Raw genomic sequence first — 22,268 nt, forward strand, 5'->3', positions numbered from 1 at the left:
GCCCATGCGTATCAGAGCAGTTCTTTTCGACATGGACGGCACCCTGCTCGACACCGCGCCGGACTTCATCGCCATCTGCCAGGCCATGCGCGCCGACCGCGGCCTGGCGCCGATCGCGGACAAGCATATTCGTGACGAAATCTCCGGCGGCGCCCGGGCGATGGTGGCCGTGACCTTCTCGATGGACCCGGAGTCCCCGGGCTTCGAGGAACTGCGCCTGGAGTTCCTCGAGCGCTACCTCAAGCATTGCGCGGTGCACAGCAAGCTGTTCGACGGCATGGCCGAGCTGCTGGCCGATATCGAGAAGGCCAATCTGCTCTGGGGCGTGGTCACCAACAAGCCGGTGCGTTTTGCCGAGCCGATCATGCAGCAGCTGGGCCTGGCGGAACGTTCCGCCCTGCTGATCTGTCCGGATCACGTAAAGAACAGTAAACCCGATCCGGAACCGTTGATCCTCGCGTGCAAGATGCTCGACCTCGACCCGGCCAGCGTCCTGTTCGTCGGCGACGACCTGCGCGACATCGAATCGGGCCGCGATGCAGGCACCAGGACCGCCGCCGTGACCTACGGCTACATCCATCCGGACGACAATCCCAAGCATTGGGGCGCCGACGTGGTGGTCGATCACCCACTGGAACTGCGCCAGGTCCTGGATCAGGCGCTGTGCAGCTGCTGACCGGCCCAGGCTTTCGCTTCTGATTTCCCGAGGTTTTTATGTTTGATTATTCCGCCCGCCCCGAACTGCTCAAGGATCGGGTCATCCTGGTCACCGGCGCTGGCCGCGGCATCGGTGCCGCTGCCGCCAAGACCTTCGCCGCCCACGGCGCCACCGTGCTGCTGCTGGGCAAGACCGAAGCCAACCTGACCCAGGTCTACGACGAGATCGAAGCCGCCGGCCATCCTCAGCCGGTGGTGATTCCGTTCAACCTGGAAACCGCCCTGCCGCACCAGTACGACGAACTGGCCGCCATGGTCGAAGCCGAGTTCGGCCACCTCGACGGCCTGCTGCATAACGCCTCGATCATTGGTCCACGCACGCCGCTGGAACAGCTGTCGGGCGAGAACTTCATGCGTGTGATGCAAGTCAACGTCAACGCTATGTTCATGCTGACCAGTACCCTGCTGCCGCTGCTCAAGCTGTCCCAGGACGCCTCGGTGGTGTTCACCTCCAGCAGCGTTGGCCGCAAGGGCCGTGCCTACTGGGGCGCCTATGGCGTTTCGAAGTTCGCCACCGAAGGCCTGATGCAAACCCTGGCCGACGAAGTCGACGGCGTCGCACCGGTGCGCGCCAACAGCGTCAATCCAGGCGCTACCCGCACCAGCATGCGCGCCCAGGCCTACCCGGGGGAAAATCCGAGCAACAACCCGGCCCCCGAGGAGATCATGCCGGTCTACCTGTACCTCATGGGTCCGGACAGTAGCGGGATCAACGGCCAGGCATTCGACGCCCAGTAATCCTTTCTTTGGCCGCGGCGGAATACCGTCGCGGCGCTCCTTTCTTCGCCGGCCTTTGCCGAGCCATCGCCAGACAAATGCCACCCTTGGCTACGCCAAACCTCGGCACTGTCAGCCAACCATCTGAATTCAAAAGCATTTTGCTCAGATGAAGCAAATGGCACGCCTTTCGCTCTAACCTCCCTCAGATAGGCAGTGTATTGGCGAAACTCGGCGGCGATCGGGTCGGGGCTTATAACGGGCTCTAAAGCGGATTAGACTGTGGGCACTTTGTCCTGCGGGACTGATGGAACAGTATGACGTGCAGCCATGAGCCGCTCTCACCCAGCCAGTAAAGATTGCATTACGTGCTCAGGGGCTCACGCCATATGAAAACACCGACCCAGACCAACGCAATTGACTTCGATAGTGCCAAATTGCAACGCCTGGGCTTTGGCCAGCAGTCACCACTCCTGCAACGCCCGGTCAGCCTCGCCCAGCTGCGCCAGCAACTGAGCCTGCAATTGCAGACCAGCCTGGAACCGCAACGCATTCTCGGCCTGTTCTTCCGCGAAACCCAACGCCTTGTGCCCCTGGATGCCCTGGTTTACCAGCACAAACCCAGCGACCTGCGCCTGGAATTCGGCCAGCGCGGCCACCACTCCATCAGCTACAGCCTGAGCCATGAAGGCGAGACCATGGGTGAGCTGGTGTTTCGGCGCAATCAGCGCTTCAGCGACCAGGAACAGAGCCATCTGGAATCCCTGCTGTCCACCCTGCTTTACCCGATGCGCAATGCCCTGCTCTATCGGGCCGCCACCCGTAGCGCCCTGCGCGATCCCTTGACCGACACCGGCAACCGGATCGCCATGGACCAGACGCTGCAGCGGGAAATTGAAATGGCCCGCCGCCACTTGCACCCGCTGTCGCTGCTGATGCTGGATATCGATCACTTCAAGAGAATCAACGACAGCCACGGCCACAGCGCCGGCGATGAAGTGCTCAAGGCCGTTGCCGCGGCCATCAAGGCGCAGTTGCGCAACGTCGACATGGTGTTTCGTTTTGGCGGCGAGGAGTTCCTGATCCTGCTGTCCAACACCGGCCGCGATGCTGCCGCCATGGTGGGAGAACGGCTGCGCCAGGCGGCCCAGGCCAAGGATTACTGGGCGGATGGCAAGTTGATCGAACTGACGGTCAGCCTGGGTTGCTCGACCCTGCTGCCGGGGGAATCAGCCGAGAGCCTGCTACGCCGTGCGGACAGCGCGCTGTACGTGGCCAAGCGCGAAGGCCGCAATCGCCTGGCGATGGCCGGCTGAAGAACGCTGGACCGCCTCCATCGGAGGCAGCCACTCAACCTTCGACCAGTGCCATCCGCTCACGGACCGCGGGGGTCTTTTCCTGTTGCAGGCAACGCTCCAGGAACAGGTACATGTAGTCATAACTCTTGCAGATCGCCTGACGCAGTTCGCTCTGCAAGGCTTTGCTCGGCTTCATGCCGGCCAGGGTGCAGATGATTTCCAGCGCCTCCCAAGGATGCGCATCGTCGTACTGGGCATGCATTTTCAGCCACTTCATCGCCCGCTTGCGCTCTTCTTCGGGAAAGGCCGCCGCATACACGCCAGTGGAGCAGACCAGCGCCGACCACTCACCCGTTGCCCCCTCGATTGCGTAGTTGGTCGCGGCGATCGCCACGATCAGCGAGTCGGCGGAGCTGGTGTGCCAGCACCAATGACTCAAGGCATGCAACTCCGGAGGGACCTGCTGCGCCTGCAGATCTTCCAGGCTCACGCCATGGGCGCGGCTCCAGTTCACCCAGTAATCGGCATGATTGAGCTCGACCCGGATATTGCGCATTAGCCAGCGCCGCGCCATGTCTTCGCCGGGGTGACGGGCAAAACGGGTCTTGGTCAGGTTCTGCGCCATGTACAGGGCGAACTGCTCGACAACCGGCCAGCCACCGATCAGGTACTGGCGCATGGTCTTGTTGCTGAGCTTGTTGTCACGCATGCGCTGGTACAGTTCATGGTCGACCACGCGGCGCTTGCTCTCGCTGCAATCCTGGATCAGCTGCTGGGCCCAGGCCGGATAGCTTGCAGCGTCCATGAGCGGACCGGTCCTGTTGAATGCGTCGATCACTGTCGGGGCTCCTTTTGATGGTGATGGTACGGATCAGCGAGAGATTCAACGGAACGTGCCAGGAGCCTTGAATAGCAGAGGCTGTGGTCGTGAAGGCCGGCACTGCAGGCTGTCGCAGGTAAAGAGTTGCGGGCGCTCGATCAGGTAGCCCTGAGCGTAATCCACGCCGATCTCCAACAATGCCTGCTCAATCTGCGGTGTTTCGACAAACTCGGCAATCGTGCGTTTGCCCATCACATGACCGATATGGTTGATCACCTCGACCATCGCGCGATTGATCGGGTCGTCCAGCATATCCTTTACGAAACTTCCATCGATCTTCAGGAAGTCTACAGGCAAATGTTTGAGATAAGCGAATGACGACATTCCCGCGCAAAAGTCGTCCAACGAAAAATGGCAGCCCAAGCCCTTGAGCTCGTTGATAAATCGAATCGCACTGCCGAGATTGGAGATAGCGCTGGTCTCGGTGATTTCAAAACAAATCAGGTCCGGCGGCACGCCATGGACGATGAACTGCTCGCGCAGGAAGTCCAGGAAAGCCTCGTCACCGATGGTCGCGCCCGACAGATTGATCGCACACATCGCCAGCGGCCCTTCACGCTCCTCGCGGATGCATTCGGCGATGATCTTGAACACATTCTCCACTACCCAACGGTCCAGAGAGGTCATCAGGCCGTAACGCTCGGCGGCCGGAATGAAACTGTCGGGCAGGATCATCCGCCCGGCCTCGTCGTGCAGGCGCAGCAGAATCTCGATATGCCCGCCAAGCCGGTCCACATGCCCCAGGGCGGCTATTTCCTGGGCATAAAGACAGAAGCGGTTTTCCTCCAGGGCCATGTGCAGGCGCTGGACCCAGGCCATTTCACCGAACCGCAGGGACAGCTCCGAGTCGTCCGCGTGATAGACCTGAACCCGGTTGCGCCCTTTCTCCTTGGCCATGTAGCACGCCATGTCCGCTGCCCGCAGTGATGCTTCGAGGGTGGTCGGGGTGTGCGCCACGTGCACCAGGCCGATACTGACCGTGGTCACGAAGGGCCGGCCCTTCCAGACAAAATGCAGGTTCTGCACCGTCTGGCGCAGGCCTTCGGCGATCTTTTCCGCCGCTTCCGGCGAGCAGTTTTCCAGCAGGATGCCGAATTCGTCGCCACCCAGGCGCGCCAGGGTATCGCCCTCGCGCAGGCCCGACTGGAGCAAGGCGCAGATATGCCGGAGCAGCTCGTCCCCTGCCGCATGGCCGCAGGTGTCGTTGACCAGCTTGAACTGGTCCAGGTCGAGGAACATCAGCGCATGCCGCCCCGACTGCCGGCTCAGGTTGTGCAGCGCCTGCTCCAGGCGGTATTCGAACTCGCGGCGGTTCGCCAGGCCGGTCAAGGCATCGTGGGTCGCCTGCCAGGACAGATTGGCGATGTACTGGCGTTCCTGGGTCATGTCGTGCAGCACCAGCACCGTGCCGCTGACCTTGCCGGCGTTCTGGATAGGCGCGCCGACCAGGGTCACCGACACCGTGCTGCCATCCAGGCGCTGGATCAGCTTCGAATGCTCGCTGCCACCACTGAGCTGGCCGCTGAGGATATGTTCGATCAGGGTGAAGCCGTCGGTCTGGGCATTTTCATCGAGCAGATTGAACAAGGCCGCCAGCGGCAGCCCCACGGCCTGCTCGGCCTTCCAGTGGGTCATTTCCTCGGCGGCCGGGTTCATGTAGGCGATGGCGCCGTCCACGTCGGTGGTGATGACGCCGTCGCCAATGGATTGCAGGGTGATCTGCGCCCGCTCCTTTTCCAGCTGCAAGGCGCTGGCGAATTCATGACGCTGGGCCAGCAGCTTATGGGTGCGCAGCAACGCCAGGACAATCAGCCCCAGCGCGGTGGCCAGGTTGGTGATCAGCAACAGCCGCAGGATGACCCGCGAGCCCTCGCCCAGTGCATCGCTAAAGGCCTTGGCTGCCGGCGTCACGCCATCGTTGATGGCGAAAATCTGGTTCTTCCAGCGCTGGATATCGGCTTCGGAGGCCTGGTTGCTGGTAATGCTGCGGTGCATTTCATGGGCCACGCTATCGAGCTGCACCAGATAACTGTCGCCCACGGTCCACAGGTCGATGGCTTTTTCCAGGTAGCTGAAATGGCGGAAGTTCAGGTACAGCCAGATCACGCTGTCGCTGTCGTCGGGGTGGTTGCCGCCCTTGAGAATCCCCGCCCGCGCGGCATTCAGGTCGGGCGGCTGCTGATCCAGGGCAACACGCAGCTCATGCCCGCCCTGGGGCACGGCAATGGCGTTCTGGTACTTCAGGAAGATCGATTCGTCGCGGCTGTCGGCGTAGAGATTGAGGTAGTAGATGGCGTCCTTCTGGCCCTTGGACCAAAGGCTCTCCCCGGCAACGTAACCACGTACCGCCGAAAGGACATATAAGCTGAGGCCACCCAACAGCGCTTGAAACAACACCACCGCAATAAATGGCCAGACGATGCCCAATAACCGTGGCGTTCCGAGAGTCCGCTTTTGCTTCATGAGGTCCCTTGCATAAGCACTGCCAGATGAACACCCGAGAAAATAACGCTCCTGACAGCACAGACTAGGCTAATTTCCGCGGCTTCGAACGCACAGGCTATGACGTTCGAGCACGCTGCCAGTCGAGACACGACAGGGCCGTGCCCCAGGAGGGTCATTTCCACCAGAGAATTCAAGCACTAAGCACAGAAAACCGGATAAAACTCAAGGTCGTTGGACTTGCTGCAAATGCCCGTAAAGCTTGGCGTAAAGGCCGCCGTCGGCAATTAGCTGCTGATGGTCGCCATCTTCGGCAATCTGTCCGCCATCGAACACCAGAACCCGATCCGCCTGTTTTACCGCGGACAGGCGGTGGGCAATGATCAGGGTAGTCCGGCCATGCAGGAAACGGGTCAGCGCCTGGTGCAGGTTGTACTCGGTGGCGGCGTCCAAGGCGGAGGTGGCTTCGTCGAGGATCACCACCTTGGGCTCGGCCAGGACCATCCGCGCGATCGCCAGGCGCTGGCGCTGGCCGCCGGACAGACGCACGCCGGAGCGGCCGACCACACTGTCCAGGCCGTTGGCCAGGGCGCGCACCGTCGAATCCAGCTGGGCGATCTCCAGCGCCCGCCAACAGGCCTCGTCGCTGCGCTCGCGGCCCATGGTCAGGTTGGCGCGGATGCTGTCGTTGAACAGCGCCGGATGCTGCAACACCACCGCGACGTTTTCGCGCAGGGTTTCCAGGCCGATTTCCTGCTGGGTCTTGCCGCCAAAACAAATCACGCCCGCCTGCGGTGTATAGAGCCCCAGCAACAGCTGCACCAGGGTACTTTTGCCACCGCCGCTGGCGCCGACGATCGCCACCTTCTCCCCCGGCTCGATCGACAGGTTCATCTGGTCCAACACCAGCTCGTCGCCGTAGCCGAAGCTCAGGCCGCTGACTTCGATCCCCACGGTCTCGCGCCCCTGGAACGGGTCGACACCGCCGGCGTACTGCGGCTCGTCGGCCCGCGACAGCAGCTCGTTGATGCGCGACAGCGCGCCACCGGCGGCGTAGTAGGCGTATTGCAGGTTCAGCAGTTGTTCCACCGGGCCGATCATGAACCACAGGTAGCTGAACACAGCCAGCATCTGGCCGATGGACAGGTCGGAAAACAGCACGGTGAGCATGGCCGCCGCGCGGAAGATATCGATCCCGAACTGGAACAGCAGCCCGCTGGCACGATTGGAGGCGTCGCTCTTCCACTGCGAGGCCACCGCGTAGTCCCGCACATCCTGGGCACGCCGGCCGAGACGGCCGAGGAAAAAGCCCTGGCGGTTGCCCGCGCGGACTTCCTGGATCGCATCCAGGGTTTCGGTCAGGGCCTGGGTGAACCGCGAGGTGCTGTCGTTCTCGAGCTTCTTCAGGTGCTTGACCCGCTTGCCCAGCTGCACCGTGGCGTAGATCACCAGGGGGTTGAACAGCAGGATCAGCAGCGCCAGTTGCCAGTGCATCCACATCAGGATGCCCGCGGTACCCACCAGCGTGAGCATGGCCACCAGAAAACGGCTGAGGGTTTCGCCGACAAACTTGTCCAGGGTGTCGAGGTCGGTGACCAGGTGAGTCGTCACCGTACCGCTGCCCAGGCTTTCGTATTCGCCCAGGGAAATGCGCTTGAGGCGCTCGATCAGCCGCAGGCGGATGCGATAGACGATGTCCTTGGCCAACCCGGCAAACAACCGGGCCTGCAGCACGTTGAACAGCAGCGCCGAGCAACGCAGCATCAGGGTGATCAGCAACATCAGGCCTATATAGCCGGCGGCGCTCTGCCAGCCCGCAGGCAAGGCGTGGTTCATCACCTTCAGCGCGGCATCGCCGTGCCCCAGCAGTACTTCGTCCACCAGCAATGGCAGCAGCAACGGAATCGGCACGCTGCACAGCGTCGCCAGGACAGCCACGCCATTGGCGATCCACAACGCTTTTTTATGCTGCAGTGCCAGCCGGCGGACTTCCGCCCAGCTCAGGCGATCGACGGGTTCCGGCGCTTGTGGATCACCAACCAGGTCACGCACAGGCGGCACGCTCCAGCCAGCGGCCGAGCAGTGGAGACAGCTCACTCAGGGGCTGGTAGCCATTGGTCAACAAGGCCAGCTGGCCATTGCGTTCGGCCAGCAAGGTCGGGAAGCCGGCGATCCCCAGGTCCTGGACCCAGGTGAAATCGGCGGCGGTGGCGGCATGCTGCTCGGCGCGATCGAAAGCCTCGGCGAACTCGATGCGCGGCACACCCGCTGCTTCGGCCAGTTCCACCAGAACGCTGGCGCGAGTGACATCCCGGCCTTCGACGTAAAAAGCCTGTTGGATCAGCCGCAAAAGTTTCCAGGCGCAATCCGGCGCCAGGCTGCGCGCCGTCACAATGGCGCGGCACGCAGGCTCGGTGTCATAGACAAAACCGTCGGGCAAGGCGCCCTCGAACTTGAACGGCTGGCCGGTGGCCTCGGTGACCGCCTGCCAGTGTTCGATGATGTAGCGGCGAGTGGTCGGCTCCAGTGCCGAGCCACTGCCGGTACGCAGGCCGCCCACCACCAGATGCAACTCGACGCCCGCTGCGCGCGCCTGCTCGACCAGGGCCTCGGCCACCGGAGCGAAGCCCCAGCACCACGAACACATAGGGTCCATCACATAGAGCAGGCGGGCAGACATGGCTCAGGCCTCGGAAGAAGATTGCTTGTAGTTGTAACCGATCGGGTGCGGCATGTTGCGAGCCTTGGCCAGTTCAATCTGCTTCTGCCGGTCGATGGCGCTGCGGCGGGTTTTCTCGCTCAGCGTGTCCCAGCAATGCGGGCAGCTGATACCCGGTACATAGTGCTCGCTGGCGCGATCTTCGACGCTTACCGGTGTGCGGCAGGCATGACATTGATCGTAGTCGCCTTCGCTGAGGTCGTGACGCACGGTCACCCGATTATCGAAGACGAAGCAGTCGCCCTGCCATTTACTCTCCTGCTGCGGCACCTCTTCGAGGTACTTGAGGATGCCACCCTTGAGGTGGAAGACCTCGCCGAAACCTTCGCTGAGCATATAGCTCGAAGCCTTCTCACAACGAATGCCGCCGGTGCAGAACATCGCGACCTTCTTGTGCTTGCTCGGGTCGAAGTTGGCTTTGATGTAGTCGGGGAACTCGCGAAAACTGGTGGTCTTCGGGTCGATGGCGCCTTCGAAGGTGCCGATCGACACTTCATAGTCGTTGCGGGTGTCGATCAGCAGCACTTGCGGGTCGCTGATCAGCGCGTTCCAGTCCTGCGGCTCGACATAGGTGCCGACCTTCTTGTTCGGGTCGACGCCGGGCACGCCCAGGGTCACGATCTCTTTCTTGAGCTTGACCTTGGTGCGGTAGAACGGCTGCTCGTCGCAGTACGATTCCTTGTGATCGATGTCGACCATGCGCGGGTCGTTCTTGAGCCAGGCCAGCAGCCCGTCGATGCCTTCGCGGCTGCCGGAAACGGTGCCGTTGATGCCTTCTTCGGCGATCAGCAGGGTGCCCTTGATGCCGTTGTCGAGCATCGCGTTGAGCAGCGGTTCGCGCAGGGAAACGTAATCTTCGAGGGTGACGAACTTATACAGTGCCGCCACGACAATAGGTTGTGTCATGGGTAATTCTCCAGGTGGCTACCCTCGTAAAGGGTGAACCGGATGCAAAAAAAACGCGCCGACTGAGCGGCGCGTTGCGGATTCTAGCAAAAAACCTGTGGTTAATGCTTGCTGCCGCCAGCGCAGGTCGGCGAGGCCGGAGCCACGCCAATCTTCGCCCATTCTTGCGGCGTGTAGGTATGCAGCGCCAACGCATGGAACTGGCCCATCAGCTCGCCCAGGGTCGCGTAGACCTTCTGGTGACGCTTGACGCTGTTGAGCCCGGCAAACTGCTCGCTGACCAGCACGGCCTTGAAGTGGGTCTCCAGGCCGCGGCTGTGCATGTGGCTTTCATCCAGCACCTGCAAATGCTCAGGCTGCAATGCGCCCAGTGCCGATTCGATACGTTGTTGCATGGTCATTCCTGGCTCCGCTTACTTCTTCTTCGCCGGTGCGGCCTTAGGCTCGAGTTCGGCGGTCATGTCGGCCAGCAGCTTGTTGACTACCGGTACCGCGCTTTCCAGCTTGGCCTGGGTCATCTGGGCCGATTGCTGGGTCAGCTGCGGCATTTTTTCCAGGACTTTCTTGCCCAGCGGCGACTGGTAGAACGCCACCAGGTCCTTGAGCTCGGATTCGCTGAAATTGCTGGTGTAGAGCTTGACCATGTCCGGCTTCAGCTTGTTCCAGCCGATGGCCTGGTCCAGGGCGGCGTTGGCCTTGGCCTGGTAGGTTTCCAGCACGGCTTTTTTCGACTCTGGGGCTTTGGTCTGTTCAAAGCGCTGAGCGAACATTTGCTGCACTTGCATGTACACCGGAGTGCCCAGCTTGTCAGCGTGCGCCAGGGTCAGGAAAGCTTCGGCACTGGCGTTGTGGCTGGCGGTATCGGCAAGCACCTGGCCGCTGGCGCAAACCAGAGCAACCGCGGTACAGATGGCACGAAGACGAGTCATCGAGTTTCCTTTTCTAGCAGGCGAGGTATAACCCCAAGGGCGACCATTCTGCGCCTAAAAAACTCTGTCGCTCAACCCCAAGCCTTGTGGTGCCTGCATTTGCTCGACCAAATGACACAAAAGGCGCTTTATGGAACCCAGGCTGTGGATCACGGCCTAAACTGCGCAATCAGACCTACAGGAGTGAGCACGATGAGTCGAATCGAAACCGACAGCCTTGGCCAGGTTGAAGTCCCGGACGACGCCTATTGGGGCGCCCAGACCCAGCGTTCGCTGATCAACTTCGCCATCGGCAACGAGCGCATGCCGCTGTCGGTCCTGCATGCCCTGGCGTTGATCAAGAAGGCCGCGGCCCGGGTCAACGACCGCAACGGCGACCTGCCCGCCGATATCGCCCGGCTGATCGAACAGGCCGCCGACGAGGTGCTGGACGGCCAGCATGACGACCAGTTCCCGCTGGTGGTCTGGCAGACCGGCAGCGGCACCCAGAGCAATATGAACGTCAACGAGGTGATCGCCGGTCGCGCCAACGAACTGGCCGGCAACCCGCGCGGCGGCAAGTCGCCGGTGCACCCCAACGACCACGTGAATCGCTCGCAAAGCTCCAACGACTGCTTCCCCACGGCGATGCACATCGCCGCGGCCCAGGCGGTGCAGCAGCATCTGTTGCCGTCGATCGCCGAGCTGTCCGGCGGCCTGGCCGAACTTGCGGCACGCCACATGAAGCTGGTGAAGACCGGGCGCACCCACATGATGGACGCCACGCCCATCACCTTCGGCCAGGAGCTGTCGGCCTTCATCGCGCAGCTGGACTACGCCGAGCGCGCCATTCGCGCGGCCCTGCCGGCGGTCTGCGAACTGGCCCAGGGCGGTACCGCCGTCGGTACCGGGCTGAACTCGCCCCACGGTTTCGGCGAGGCGATCGCCGCCGAGCTGGCGGCCTTGTCCGGACTGCCGTTTGTTACCGCGCCGAACAAGTTCGCCGCCCTCGCCGGCCATGAACCCCTGACCACCCTCTCCGGCGCCCTGAAGACCCTGGCGGTGTGCCTGATGAAAATCGCCAACGACCTGCGCCTGCTGGGCTCCGGGCCACGCGCCGGGCTGGCCGAGGTCAGGCTGCCGGCCAACGAACCGGGCAGCTCGATCATGCCAGGCAAGGTCAACCCGACCCAGTGCGAAGCCCTGTCGATGCTGGCGTGCCAGGTGATGGGCAACGACGTCGCCATCGGCTTCGCCGCCAGCCAGGGCCACCTGCAGCTGAACGTATTCAAGCCGGTGATCATCCACAACCTGCTGCAATCGGTACGCCTGCTCGCCGACGGCTGCAGCAACTTCCAGCAGCACTGCATCGCCGGGCTGGAGCCCGACCCGGTGCAGATGGCCGACCACCTGGAACGCGGGCTGATGCTGGTCACCGCGCTCAACACCCATATCGGCTACGACAAGTCCGCCGAGATCGCCAAGAAGGCCTATGCCGAGAACCGCACCTTGCGTGAAGCGGCCCTGGAGCTGGGGTATCTGACGGACGAAGAGTTCGATGCCTGGGTGCGGCCGGAAAACATGCTGGAGGCTGGCAAGCAGGGCTGATGGAAGGCGGTGATTGAACAGACGCTATCGCGGGCAAGCCTCGCTCCTACAGGATAGGGGGATTGCCCGCGATCAAGGATAACGCGCCCTAGCTCTCCGGCACTTGCATACGCACCCGCCGCGCCTTGAGCCCGGCCATCAGCGACGGCCCCAGGGCCGTCAACGCCGACCCCAGCACCACCAACACCGCCCCGCCATAACCCAGGCCGTTGATCTGTTCGGCATGCACATATTCGGGCCACAACCAGGCCGCCACAGCCACCGCGGCGAAGGTCACCAAGGGTGTGATCGCCAGCGTGGCGCTGACCCGCGACGCCTCCCAATGAGCCAGCGCTTCGGCAAAGGCACCGTAGGCGATCAGGGTATTCAGGCAACAGGCCAGCAACAGCCAGCCTTGCAGCGGGCTCAACTCCAGCGCCTCGAGGGGATGGGCCCACGGCGTGAGCAACAGCGCGCAGAACAGGTAGATCACCATCATCACCTGCAGGGAATTCCACACCGTCAGCAACTGTTTCTGGCCCAGGGCGTAGAAGGTCCAGACCGCCGAGGCGGCGAGCACCGTCAGCACCCCGGCGGTGTAGTTGCTCAGGGACGTCAGCAGCTCGGTCAGGCGCTGATTGAAAAACAGCCCGAAACCGATCAGCAGCACCGCCAGGCCAATCCCCTGCCCCAGGCTGAAACGCTCCTTGAACACAAACAGGCTGGCGATCAGCAGCAGGATCGGCCCCATCTGCACCACCAGTTGCGCGGTGCCGGGGCTCAGCAGGTTCAGCCCCATCAGGTACAGCACGTAGTTGCCCACCAGCCCGCAGACCGCCATCAATACCAGCCAGCCGCCACGCGGCCCGAGCACCCGCCAGCTCGGCAAACGCTTGACCGCCGCCAGGTAGACCAGCAGGAAACCACCGGACACCAACAGGCGAAACCAGGTCACGGTCACCGGGTCCATCACCAGCAACACCTGCTTGAGCTTGATCGGCAGGATGCCCCACAACAGCGCCGTCAGCAGCGCAAGGAACAAGCCGTAGACCCAGCGACCGGACGAGATGTGCATGCGAACCCCAAAAGCCTGATGGAGGGAGCCCGCATTCTAGGCCCGGGGGCTGTGACGAACACAGGGACAATTGCCGGCTGAGCGTGATTGGGATTGTGCTGGTCGTAAAAAGCATCGCGGGCAAGCCTCGCTCCTACAGAACAGNCAGTGCTGTATCTGCAGGAGTGAGGCTTGCCCGCGATAGGTTCGTAAGGCAGACAGATCCGCCCCCGCCTGACGGGCTTAGCGCACCGCTTCGAACAACCCGGTCGCGCCCATGCCGCCGCCGACGCACATGGTGACGATGCCGTAGCGCAGGTTGCGCCGTTGCAGTTCGCGCACCAGGTGGCCGACCTGGCGCGAACCGGTCATGCCGAACGGGTGGCCGATGGAGATCGAGCCACCGTTGACGTTGTATCTGGCGTTGTCGATCTGCAGCCGGTTGCGGCTGTACAGGCATTGCGACGCGAAGGCCTCGTTCAACTCCCAGAGGTCGATGTCATCCACTTGCAGGCCCTTGGCCTTGAGCAACTTGGGTACCGAGAACACCGGGCCGATGCCCATTTCGTCCGGCTCGCAACCGGCCACGGTGAAACCGCGGAAGAACGCCTTGGGCTTGAGCCCCAGCGCCAGGGCCCGCTCCAGGCTCATGACCAGGGTCATGGACGCACCATCGGACAGCTGCGAGGAGTTACCCGCGGTCACCGAACCGTCTTCGGCGAACACCGGTTTCAAGCCGGCCAGGTTTTCCAGGGTAGTGTCCGGGCGGTTGCAGTCGTCACGATCGACCACGCCGTCGAGGATCTGTACCTGGCCACTGTTCTTGTCCTCGACCTTGTACTTCACCGCCATCGCCACGATCTCGTCGTCGAACAGCCCGGCCGCCTGGGCCGCCGCAGTGCGCTGCTGGCTTTGCAGGGCGTACAGGTCCTGCTCCTCGCGGCTCACGTTGTAACGCCGGGCGACCACCTCGGCGGTCTGGCCCATGGGGAAGTAGATGCCCGGCACCTGCTCCTTGAGCAGCGGGTTGATCAGGTTGTCGGTGTTGACGCTTTTCATCGTCAGGCTGATGGACTCGACGCCGCCGGCGACAATGATGTCGCTGCAACCGGACGCGATCTGGTTGGCCGCGATGGCGATCGCCTGCAGGCCGGAAGAGCAGAAACGGTTAAGGGTCATGCCCGCGGTACCGGTGCCCAGGCGGGACAGCACCGCGACGTTACGCCCGATGTTGTAGCCCTGGGCGCCTTCGTTGGAACCGGCGCCGACGATGCAGTCCTCGACGCTGGCCGGGTCGATACCGTTGCGGGTCAGCAGCGCATTGACGCAATGGGCGGCCATGTCATCCGGACGGGTCTGGTTGAACTTGCCGCGAAAGGACTTGGCCAGGCCGGTCCGCACGCTATCGACGATCACCACTTCACGCATGGCATACCTCATTGTTGTTGTCGGTTGTGAGTGGGTCGAGCATAAATCCAGCCCTTGCCCGACCGCGACGATCATTCATCCGGCATATGCAAAACCATCGCGCCGCCGGGCCCGTGCCTTGACCCGCTCATCGCCGGCGACGGTTATTTCTTGTTCTTCTTGCCTTTCTTGTCCCTTTTCTCGGACTTGTCGAATGCCTCTTCCAGCGCGCGGTTGAGGGTGCGCAGCACCTTGACCCGGGCCCAGCGCTTGTCGTTGGCCTCCACCAGCGTCCAGGCCGCGACCTCGGTACTGGTGCGGTCGACCATGTCGCCGACGGCGGCGCGGTAGGCGTCCCATTTCTCGCGGTTACGCCAGTCGTCCTCGGTGATCTTGAAGCGCTTGAACGGAATCTCTTCGCGGGCCTGGAAACGCTCCAGCTGGGTCTGCTTGTCGATCGCCAGCCAGAACTTGACCACTATCACCCCGGCGTCCTCGAGCTGCTCCTCGAAGTCGTTGATCTCGCCATAGGCGCGCAACCAGTCCGCCGGGCTGCAAAAGCCCTCGACCCGCTCCACCAGCACCCGGCCGTACCAGGAACGGTCGAACACGGTGAACTTGCCCCGGGCCGGAATGTGCCGCCAGAAGCGCCACAGATAAGGCTGGGCACGCTCGTCCTCGGTCGGTGCGGCAATCGGCACGATGCTGTACTGGCGCGGGTCCAGCGCCGCCGCTACCCGGCGGATCGCCCCGCCCTTGCCGGCGGCGTCGTTGCCCTCGAAAACCGCCACCAGCGCGTGCTTGCGCATGCGCTTGTCACGCAGCAGGCCGGCCAGGCGCGCCTGCTCGGTAATCAATTGTTCCTCGTAGTCGTCCTTGTCCAGTTGCTGGCTCATGTCCAGGCTGTCGAGCAGGGTCAGCTTGTCGACCGCCTCGGCCAACGGCGCCACATGGGGCTCGGCTTCGACCGCGGGCCGGTTGAGCGCGCTCTGCAGGCCCTCGAGGAGAATCTTGCCCACCGCCAGGCTGCGGTAATGCGGGTCCACGCCTTCGATCACATGCCAGGGCGCGTAGTCGCGGCTGGTGCGGCGCAACACCCGCTCGCCATATTTGACGAACTTGTCGTAGGTCTCCGACTGCTGCCAGTCCAGCGGGCTGATGCGCCAGCTGTGCAGCGGGTCGTCCTGCAGCGACTTGAGGCGGGCCTTCATCTGTTTCTTGGACAGGTGGAACCAGAACTTGAAGATCAGCGCGCCTTCGTCGCACAGCATTTTCTCCAGGCGTTCGGCGCCGGCGATGGCCTGGTCGAAACGGCCGTCCTTGAACAGCTCGTGCACCCGTCCCTGGAGCATCTGGCTGTACCAGTTGCCGAAAAACACGCCCATGCGTCCCTTGGCCGGGAGCATCCGCCAGTAGCGCCAGGCCGGTGGCCTCGCCAGCTCCTCGTCGGTCTGCTGGTCGAAGGTGCGGACCTCGATCAGGCGTGGGTCCATCCACTCGTTGAGCAGTTTCACCGTCTCGCCCTTGCCGGCGCCTTCGATGCCGTTGATCAATACGATCACCGGGAAACGAGCTTTCTGCTTCAGCTCGAACTGGGCTTCCAGCAGGGCTTCGCGCAGGGCCGGGACTTCGGCGTCAAAGGTTTTTTTGTCGATGGCGTGACCGATTTCGGCTGATTCGAACATGAGCGACTCCCTGGCAAGATGGAGCAAGACTAGCGGATCGACACCTGATTTGTCGGCAGGGAAGATGCCAGCCATTGCCGTGGATCATTACCCCCTGTGTCGATCGGCTAGAATGGTCGCCTTGCCGTTACCGAGCCGAACATGACCGCTGAACTGTCCCACACCCAGCCCCATGCCCAGTCCCATGCCCAACTCGACTGGGACGACCAGGGCCGCCCGCGTTCGCGGGTTTTCGACGACGTGTATTTCTCCACCGACTCGGGCCTGGATGAAACCCGCCATGTGTTTCTCGAACAGAACCGCCTGCGCGAGCGTTTTGCCGCGTTGCCGCCCAGTGGCCGCTTCGTCATCGGCGAGACCGGCTTCGGCACCGGCCTGAATTTTCTCTGCGCCTGGCAGTTGTTCGAGCAACAGGCCAACCCCAGCGCACGCCTGCATTTCGTCAGCGTGGAAAAATTCCCGCTGACGCCAGCCGACCTGCAGCGCGCCCTGGCCCTGTGGCCGGAGCTCGCACCCCTGGCCGAGCGCCTGTTGCGCGCCTATGTCGCCGTGCATCAGGGCTTTCAACGCCTGGTGCTGGACGAGGGCCGCGTTACCCTGACCCTGCTGATCGGCGATGCCCTGGAGCAGTTGCCGCAACTCGACGGGCAGGTCGATGCCTGGTTCCTCGACGGCTTCGCCCCGGCGAAAAACCCCGAGATGTGGACCGCCGAGCTGTTCGCCGAACTGGCGCGCCTGGCCGCTCCGGGTTCGAGCATCAGCACCTTCACCAGCACCGGCTGGGTGCGCCGCCTGCTGAATGCCGCGGGCTTCAAGATGAAACGCACCCCGGGCATCGGCCACAAGTGGGAAGTGCTGCGCGGCGAGTTTCTCGGCTGGCCCGAAGACACGCCGAAGCCTGCCGCCAGCAAGCCCTGGTTCGCCCGCCCCACTCAACGGATCCAGGACAAACACGCCCTGGTGATCGGCGCCGGCCTGGCCGGTTGCGCCAGCGCCGCCAGCCTCGCCGCGCGGGGTTGGCAGGTCAGCCTGCTGGAGCGCCACGGGCAACTGGCCCAGGAAGCCTCGGGCAACCCGCAGGGCGTGCTGTACCTGAAACTCTCGGCCCACGGCACCGCCCTGTCGCAGATGATTCTCAGCGGTTTCGGCTACACCCGGCGCCTGCTCGAGCAGCTGCAACGGGGCGTCGACTGGGACAGCTGCGGCGTGCTGCAACTGGCCTTCAACGCCAAGGAAGCCGAGCGCCAGGCGCAGTTGGCGGCCGCCTTCCCGACGGACCTGTTGCATCAACTGGACCAACCCCAGGCCCAGGCCCTGGCCGGCATCGGCCTGGCCCACGGCGGGCTGTTCTACCCGGAAGGCGGCTGGGTGCACCCGCCGGCCCTGTGCCAGTGGCAAGCCGCGCATCCACGGATTCGCCTGCTGCCCCATCACGATGTGCTGGAATTGCGCCGGGTCGATGGCCAGTGGCAGGCCTGGGACGGCGAGCGGCTGCTGGCCAGTGCCGAGGTGGTGATCCTCGCCGGCGCCGCCGAGATCAAGCGCTTCCCGCCCAGCGCCGAGCTGCCGCTCAAGCGCATCCGCGGGCAGATCACCCGCCTGCCGCAGACCGCGCGCAGCCAGGACCTGGCCACGGTGGTGTGCGCCGAAGGCTATGTCGCCCCCGCGCGCCTGGGCGAACACACCCTGGGCGCCAGTTTCGACTTCAAGAGCGAAGACCTGACGCCCACCGCCGCCGAGCACGCGGGCAACCTGCAGATGCTCGAAGAGATCTCCCAGGACCTGGTGGAACGCCTGGAAGCCGACCGCCTGCAAGCGGGAACCCTCGAAGGACGGGCCGCCTTCCGTTGCACCAGCCCGGACTATCTGCCGATCGTCGGTCCCCTGGCGGACCAGGCGACATTCGCCGAGGTCTACGCGGTGCTGGGCAAGGATGCGCGCCAGGTCCCGGACCTGCCCTGCCCCTGGCTGGACGGCCTGTATATCAACAGCGGCCACGGCTCGCGCGGGCTGATTACCGCGCCACTGTCGGGCGAGTTGCTGGCCGCCTGGCTGGACAATGAACCGCTACCCCTGCCACGCAGCGTGGCCGAAGCCTGTCACCCCAATCGCTTTGCCTTGCGTCGGTTGATTCGCGGCAAGCCATGAAAACAAACCGCGATGCCAGGCGCCCTGGCATCGCCGCGCAAACGCCCACGGGCCCTGCCCGAGCGGCAAAACTCCAGGCAGATCAAGGCCTTTACCTCGGCCCGCAACGCACTAGCACCCCGCCGCTTATAACCCATCGGTCTAAAACTCCAGGGTTTCACCTAGGTCAGTTTCCGGGTACCTGCCGTTTCTGGCCGGTCGCGATTCCCCCCTCCCCAACGGAAAAACCGGTAAGGACTTATGTGCGGATTAGCTGGAGAACTACGTTTTGATCATCAACCCGCCGACCTGGCAGCGGTTGAACGAATCACCCACCACCTCGCCCCTCGTGGCCCCGATGCCTGGGGCTTCCATAGCCAGGGCCCGATAGCCCTGGGCCACCGACGCCTGAAAATCATGGACCTGTCGGACGGCTCGGCCCAACCGATGATCGACAACCAGTTGGGCCTGTCCCTGGCCTTCAACGGCGCGATCTACAACTTCCCCGAACTGCGCGCCGAGCTGGAAAGCCTGGGCTACGCCTTTTACTCCGGCGGCGACACCGAGGTGCTGCTCAAGGGTTATCACGCCTGGGGCACCGAGCTGCTGCCGCGGCTCAATGGCATGTTCGCCTTCGCCATCTGGGAACGTGACGCCAAGCGCCTGTTCATCGCCCGCGACCGCCTGGGCGTCAAGCCGCTGTACCTGTCGCGCACCGGCCAGCGCCTGCGTTTCGCCTCAGCCTTGCCGGCGCTGCTCAAGGGTGGCGACATCAACCCGCTGCTCGACCCGGTGGCGCTCAACCATTACCTGAACTTCCATGCCGTGGTGCCCGCGCCGCGCACCCTGCTGGCGGGCATCGAGAAACTGCCGCCGGCCACCTGGATGCGCATCGAAGCCGACGGCCGCACCGAGCAGCAAACCTGGTGGACCCTGCCCTACGGCCCGCGCGCCGATGAAGCCGGGCTGAGCCTGGAAGACTGGCGCGACCGCGTGCTCGACAGCACTCGCGAAGCCGTGGCGATCCGCCAACGGGCGGCGGTGGATGTCGGCGTGCTGCTGTCCGGCGGCGTCGACTCGAGCCTGCTGGTCGGCCTGCTGCGCGAAGTGGGAGTGGATAACCTGTCGACCTTCTCCATCGGCTTCCAGGATGCCGGGGGCGAACGCGGCGACGAGTTCCAGTATTCGGACCTGATTGCCCAGCACTACGGCACCGATCACCATCAGTTGCGCATCGACGAGCGCGAGATCATCGAACAGCTGCCGGCGGCGTTCCGCGCCATGAGCGAACCCATGGTCAGCCACGACTGCATCGCCTTCTACCTGCTGTCGCGGGAAGTCGCCAAGCACTGCAAGGTGGTGCAGAGCGGCCAGGGCGCCGACGAGCTGTTCGCCGGTTACCACTGGTATCCGCAGGTGGATGGCGCCAGCGACCCTTACGCGGCCTACCGCGAGGCGTTCTTCGACCGCAGCTACGACGACTACGCGGCCACCGTGCAAGCGCAGTGGCTGACCGCCAACGACGCCGCCGGCGATTTCGTCCGTGAGCACTTCGCCCAGCCTGGTGCCACCGCGCCTGTGGATAAGGCACTGCGCCTGGACAGCACGGTGATGCTGGTCGACGACCCGGTCAAGCGTGTGGATAACATGACCATGGCCTGGGGCCTGGAGGCACGCACGCCGTTCCTCGACTACCGGCTGGTGGAGCTGTCGGCGCGAGTACCGGCCGAATTCAAACTGCCCGATGGCGGCAAGCAGGTACTCAAGGAAGCCGCGCGCCTGGTGATCCCCAGCGCGGTGATCGACCGCAAGAAAGGCTACTTCCCGGTGCCCGGCCTCAAGCACCTGCAGGGCGACACCCTGGACTGGGTGCGTGAGCTGCTGCTCGACCCAAGCCAGGACCGCGGCCTGTTCAACCCGGCGATGCTCGACCGCCTGCTGACCGACCCACAAGGCCAGCTGACGCCGTTACGCGGCTCCAAGTTGTGGCAACTGGCCGCGCTGAACCTGTGGCTCAGCGAACAAGGAATCTGACCCATGAAACCCCACGCCACGGCTTACAGCCAACGCTTGCTGCGCGGTCAGGCGCCCTCCTACGAGCGTCTGCAGGCGCGTTTCGCCGAAGACCGCAGCGCCCTCGGCACCGACCCCATCGCCGTGCACTGCGGCTGGGGCCGGCTGCTGATCGGCCATACCTTTCCCGACCCGACGAGCCTGGCCGAGGAGCTGCTCAACGAACACCCCGGCGAACGCGACATCGCCTTGTATGTCGCCGCGCCGCAGCAGATTCTCGGCCTGGAGCCGACCCAGTTGTTCCTCGACCCGTCGGACACCCTGCGCCTGTGGTTCAGCGACTACCGCCAGGCCACCCGGGTGTTTCGCGGCTTCCGCATCCGCCGGGCGCAGAGCGCGGCGGACTGGCAGGCCATCAACCAGCTGTACCTGGCCCGCAACATGCTGCCGGTCGACCAGAATCTGCTGACCCCGCGCCATGCCGGCGGGCCGGTGTACTGGCTGGCCGAAGACGAAGACAGCGGCACGGTGATCGGCAGCGTCATGGGCCTGGATCACCAGAAGGCCTTCCACGATCCGGAGCACGGCAGCAGCCTGTGGTGCCTGGCGGTGGACCCGCATTGCACCCGCCCGGGGGTCGGCGAAGTGCTGGTCCGGCACCTGATCGAACACTTCATGAGCCGCGGCCTGAGTTACCTCGACCTGTCGGTACTGCACGACAATCGCCAGGCCAAGAGCCTCTACGCCAAGCTGGGTTTTCGCACCCTCTCCACCTTCGCCATCAAGCGCAAGAACGGCATCAACCAGCCGCTGTTCCTCGGCCCCGGGCCCGAGGCAGCGTTCAACCCCTATGCGCGGATCATTGTCGAGGAAGCCCATCGTCGCGGCATCGACGTGCAGGTCGACGACGCCGAAGCCGGGATGTTCACCCTCAGCCATGGCGGCCGCCGGGTGCGCTGCCGCGAATCCCTGAGCGATCTGACCAGCGCCATCAGCATGAGCCTGTGCCAGGACAAGAGCCTGACCCACAAGGTGCTGAAACAGGCCGGGCTGAACCTGCCGGCGCAACAACTCGCGGGCAACGCCGACGACAACCTGGCGTTTCTCGACGAGCATGAACGGGTGGTGGTCAAGCCACTCGACGGGGAACAAGGCCAGGGTGTGGCCGTGGATCTGCGTACCATCGAAGAGCTGCAACAGGCGATCGACAACGCTCGGCGGTTCGACAGCCGGGTGTTGCTCGAGAGCTTCCACGAGGGTCTGGACCTGCGCATTCTGGTGATCGGCTTCGAGGTGGTCGCCGCGGCCATTCGCCGGCCGGCCGAGGTGATCGGCGATGGCCAGCATTCCATCAGAGAGCTGATCGAGGCACAAAGCCGGCGTCGCCAGGCCGCCACCGGCGGCGAAAGCAAGATCCCCCTGGACCACGAAACCCAGCGCACCCTGCAGGCCGCCGGGCATGGCTACGACAGCATCCTGGCGGCCGGCGAACGGCTGTTCGTGCGGCGCACCGCCAACCTGCATACCGGCGGCACCCTGGAGGATGTCACCGCGATTCTGCATCCGGAACTGGTGGACGCCGCGATCCGTGCGGCGCGGGCGCTGGATATCCCCATGGTCGGCCTCGACCTGATGGTGCCGGCGGCCGACCAGCCGCAGTACGTGTTCATCGAGGCCAACGAGCGCGCCGGCCTGGCCAACCATGAGCCGCAGCCGACGGCCGAAAGGTTCGTCGACCTGCTGTTTCCCCACAGTCAGCCGGCGATTTGAAAGCCATGAGCTGACAGTACCGGCCTCATCGCGGGCAA

General features: G+C 63.9%; 17 protein-coding genes. 7 read left to right on the forward strand and 10 right to left on the reverse strand.

What is annotated here, in order from left to right; translation table 11 throughout:
- Window positions 1-4: 4 nt before the first annotated feature.
- The 3 genes from mupP to PVZ80_RS05830 all read left to right on the forward strand — a co-directional run bounded on the left by mupP (window position 5) and on the right by PVZ80_RS05830 (window position 2,750).
- On the forward strand, window positions 5-676 hold the full coding sequence (gene mupP, locus PVZ80_RS05820; protein ID WP_007932213.1) for an N-acetylmuramic acid 6-phosphate phosphatase MupP: 672 nt from the start codon (window positions 5-7) through the stop codon (window positions 674-676).
- Between the two features lie 38 nt (window positions 677-714).
- Window positions 715-1,455 (forward strand): YciK family oxidoreductase, encoded by a 741-nt coding sequence (locus tag PVZ80_RS05825; RefSeq protein ID WP_016704371.1) that lies wholly within the window; start codon window positions 715-717, stop codon window positions 1,453-1,455.
- Between the two features lie 368 nt (window positions 1,456-1,823).
- Window positions 1,824-2,750, forward strand: coding sequence for a GGDEF domain-containing protein (locus PVZ80_RS05830; RefSeq protein ID WP_009050172.1), 927 nt, complete (start codon window positions 1,824-1,826; stop codon window positions 2,748-2,750).
- Window positions 2,751-2,784: 34 nt separating this feature from the next.
- Here the strand turns inward: PVZ80_RS05830 and PVZ80_RS05835 are convergent, their stop codons facing one another.
- The 7 genes from PVZ80_RS05835 to PVZ80_RS05865 form a co-directional block, all read right to left on the reverse strand.
- Complete coding sequence (locus tag PVZ80_RS05835; protein WP_371923067.1) at window positions 2,785-3,537, reverse strand: TenA family transcriptional regulator; 753 nt, start codon at window positions 3,535-3,537, stop codon at window positions 2,785-2,787.
- Window positions 3,538-3,615: 78 nt separating this feature from the next.
- Window positions 3,616-6,075: an EAL domain-containing protein gene (locus tag PVZ80_RS05840; protein ID WP_009050174.1), complete on the reverse strand. Its 2,460-nt coding sequence runs from the start codon at window positions 6,073-6,075 to the stop codon at window positions 3,616-3,618.
- A 204-nt stretch (window positions 6,076-6,279) separates the two neighbouring features.
- The gene (locus tag PVZ80_RS05845) at window positions 6,280-8,106 is read right to left on the reverse strand and encodes an ABC transporter ATP-binding protein (protein ID WP_435307277.1); all 1,827 of its coding nucleotides are present in this window, start codon (window positions 8,104-8,106) and stop codon (window positions 6,280-6,282) included.
- On the reverse strand, window positions 8,099-8,701 hold the full coding sequence (locus PVZ80_RS05850) for a DsbA family protein (protein ID WP_172833393.1): 603 nt from the start codon (window positions 8,699-8,701) through the stop codon (window positions 8,099-8,101). The genes PVZ80_RS05845 and PVZ80_RS05850 overlap by 8 nt, the downstream gene beginning before the upstream one ends.
- A 36-nt stretch (window positions 8,702-8,737) precedes the next feature.
- Window positions 8,738-9,679, reverse strand: coding sequence for an oxygen-dependent tRNA uridine(34) hydroxylase TrhO (trhO, locus tag PVZ80_RS05855; protein ID WP_038634177.1), 942 nt, complete (start codon window positions 9,677-9,679; stop codon window positions 8,738-8,740).
- 101 nt (window positions 9,680-9,780) lie between these two features.
- A complete protein-coding gene (locus PVZ80_RS05860) occupies window positions 9,781-10,080 on the reverse strand; it encodes a BolA family protein (protein WP_009050178.1) in 300 nt (99 codons plus the stop codon).
- A 12-nt stretch (window positions 10,081-10,092) separates the two neighbouring features.
- Window positions 10,093-10,608 carry a DUF2059 domain-containing protein gene (locus PVZ80_RS05865; RefSeq protein ID WP_009045024.1) on the reverse strand — a complete coding sequence of 172 codons (516 nt, stop codon included), beginning with the start codon at window positions 10,606-10,608 and terminating at the stop codon, window positions 10,093-10,095.
- Between the two features lie 192 nt (window positions 10,609-10,800).
- Between PVZ80_RS05865 and PVZ80_RS05870 the strand changes: the two genes are divergently transcribed.
- Window positions 10,801-12,195, forward strand: a complete 1,395-nt coding sequence (locus PVZ80_RS05870) for a class II fumarate hydratase (RefSeq protein ID WP_009050179.1) — start codon at window positions 10,801-10,803, stop codon at window positions 12,193-12,195.
- Between the two features lie 88 nt (window positions 12,196-12,283).
- On the opposite strand, the gene PVZ80_RS05875 is transcribed toward PVZ80_RS05870, so the two are convergent.
- From PVZ80_RS05875 to pap, 3 genes are all read right to left on the reverse strand, one after another.
- Window positions 12,284-13,249, reverse strand: coding sequence for a DMT family transporter (locus PVZ80_RS05875; protein ID WP_124315354.1), 966 nt, complete (start codon window positions 13,247-13,249; stop codon window positions 12,284-12,286).
- Window positions 13,250-13,471: 222 nt separating this feature from the next.
- Complete coding sequence (locus tag PVZ80_RS05880) at window positions 13,472-14,656, reverse strand: thiolase family protein (protein ID WP_135006846.1); 1,185 nt, start codon at window positions 14,654-14,656, stop codon at window positions 13,472-13,474.
- Window positions 14,657-14,799: 143 nt separating this feature from the next.
- A complete protein-coding gene (gene pap / locus PVZ80_RS05885) occupies window positions 14,800-16,320 on the reverse strand; it encodes a polyphosphate:AMP phosphotransferase (RefSeq protein ID WP_038634185.1) in 1,521 nt (506 codons plus the stop codon).
- Between the two features lie 141 nt (window positions 16,321-16,461).
- On the opposite strand from pap, the gene mnmC reads away from it, so the two are divergent.
- The 3 genes from mnmC (at window position 16,462) to ngg (ending at window position 22,230) form a co-directional block, all read left to right on the forward strand.
- Complete coding sequence (gene mnmC, locus PVZ80_RS05890; protein ID WP_273863523.1) at window positions 16,462-18,468, forward strand: bifunctional tRNA (5-methylaminomethyl-2-thiouridine)(34)-methyltransferase MnmD/FAD-dependent 5-carboxymethylaminomethyl-2-thiouridine(34) oxidoreductase MnmC; 2,007 nt, start codon at window positions 16,462-16,464, stop codon at window positions 18,466-18,468.
- Window positions 18,469-18,708: 240 nt separating this feature from the next.
- On the forward strand, window positions 18,709-20,481 hold the full coding sequence (locus PVZ80_RS05895; RefSeq protein WP_273863524.1) for an N-acetylglutaminylglutamine amidotransferase: 1,773 nt from the start codon (window positions 18,709-18,711) through the stop codon (window positions 20,479-20,481).
- A 3-nt stretch (window positions 20,482-20,484) separates the two neighbouring features.
- Window positions 20,485-22,230: an N-acetylglutaminylglutamine synthetase gene (ngg, locus tag PVZ80_RS05900; RefSeq protein WP_273863525.1), complete on the forward strand. Its 1,746-nt coding sequence runs from the start codon at window positions 20,485-20,487 to the stop codon at window positions 22,228-22,230.
- Window positions 22,231-22,268: the final 38 nt, after the last annotated feature.

Origin of the sequence: Pseudomonas sp. B3G-3, assembly GCF_028640915.1 — a bacterium.
Taxonomy (GTDB): domain Bacteria; phylum Pseudomonadota; class Gammaproteobacteria; order Pseudomonadales; family Pseudomonadaceae; genus Aquipseudomonas; species Aquipseudomonas chlororaphis_I.

What these genes read in the sequence shown, in the direction of transcription:
- mupP (WP_007932213.1), top strand. Translation starts at nt 5, where the DNA reads ATGCGTATCAGAGCAGTTCTTTTCGACATGGACGGCACCCTGCTCGAC.
- PVZ80_RS05825 (WP_016704371.1), top strand. Translation starts at nt 715, where the DNA reads ATGTTTGATTATTCCGCCCGCCCCGAACTGCTCAAGGATCGGGTCATC.
- PVZ80_RS05830 (WP_009050172.1), top strand. Translation starts at nt 1,824, where the DNA reads ATGAAAACACCGACCCAGACCAACGCAATTGACTTCGATAGTGCCAAA.
- PVZ80_RS05835 (WP_371923067.1), bottom strand. Translation starts at nt 3,537, where the DNA reads ATGGACGCTGCAAGCTATCCGGCCTGGGCCCAGCAGCTGATCCAGGAT.
- PVZ80_RS05840 (WP_009050174.1), bottom strand. Translation starts at nt 6,075, where the DNA reads ATGAAGCAAAAGCGGACTCTCGGAACGCCACGGTTATTGGGCATCGTC.
- PVZ80_RS05850 (WP_172833393.1), bottom strand. Translation starts at nt 8,701, where the DNA reads ATGTGTTCGTGGTGCTGGGGCTTCGCTCCGGTGGCCGAGGCCCTGGTC.
- trhO (WP_038634177.1), bottom strand. Translation starts at nt 9,679, where the DNA reads ATGACACAACCTATTGTCGTGGCGGCACTGTATAAGTTCGTCACCCTC.
- PVZ80_RS05860 (WP_009050178.1), bottom strand. Translation starts at nt 10,080, where the DNA reads ATGACCATGCAACAACGTATCGAATCGGCACTGGGCGCATTGCAGCCT.
- PVZ80_RS05865 (WP_009045024.1), bottom strand. Translation starts at nt 10,608, where the DNA reads ATGACTCGTCTTCGTGCCATCTGTACCGCGGTTGCTCTGGTTTGCGCC.
- PVZ80_RS05870 (WP_009050179.1), top strand. Translation starts at nt 10,801, where the DNA reads ATGAGTCGAATCGAAACCGACAGCCTTGGCCAGGTTGAAGTCCCGGAC.
- PVZ80_RS05875 (WP_124315354.1), bottom strand. Translation starts at nt 13,249, where the DNA reads ATGCACATCTCGTCCGGTCGCTGGGTCTACGGCTTGTTCCTTGCGCTG.
- PVZ80_RS05880 (WP_135006846.1), bottom strand. Translation starts at nt 14,656, where the DNA reads ATGCGTGAAGTGGTGATCGTCGATAGCGTGCGGACCGGCCTGGCCAAG.
- pap (WP_038634185.1), bottom strand. Translation starts at nt 16,320, where the DNA reads ATGTTCGAATCAGCCGAAATCGGTCACGCCATCGACAAAAAAACCTTT.
- mnmC (WP_273863523.1), top strand. Translation starts at nt 16,462, where the DNA reads ATGACCGCTGAACTGTCCCACACCCAGCCCCATGCCCAGTCCCATGCC.
- PVZ80_RS05895 (WP_273863524.1), top strand. Translation starts at nt 18,709, where the DNA reads ATGTGCGGATTAGCTGGAGAACTACGTTTTGATCATCAACCCGCCGAC.
- ngg (WP_273863525.1), top strand. Translation starts at nt 20,485, where the DNA reads ATGAAACCCCACGCCACGGCTTACAGCCAACGCTTGCTGCGCGGTCAG.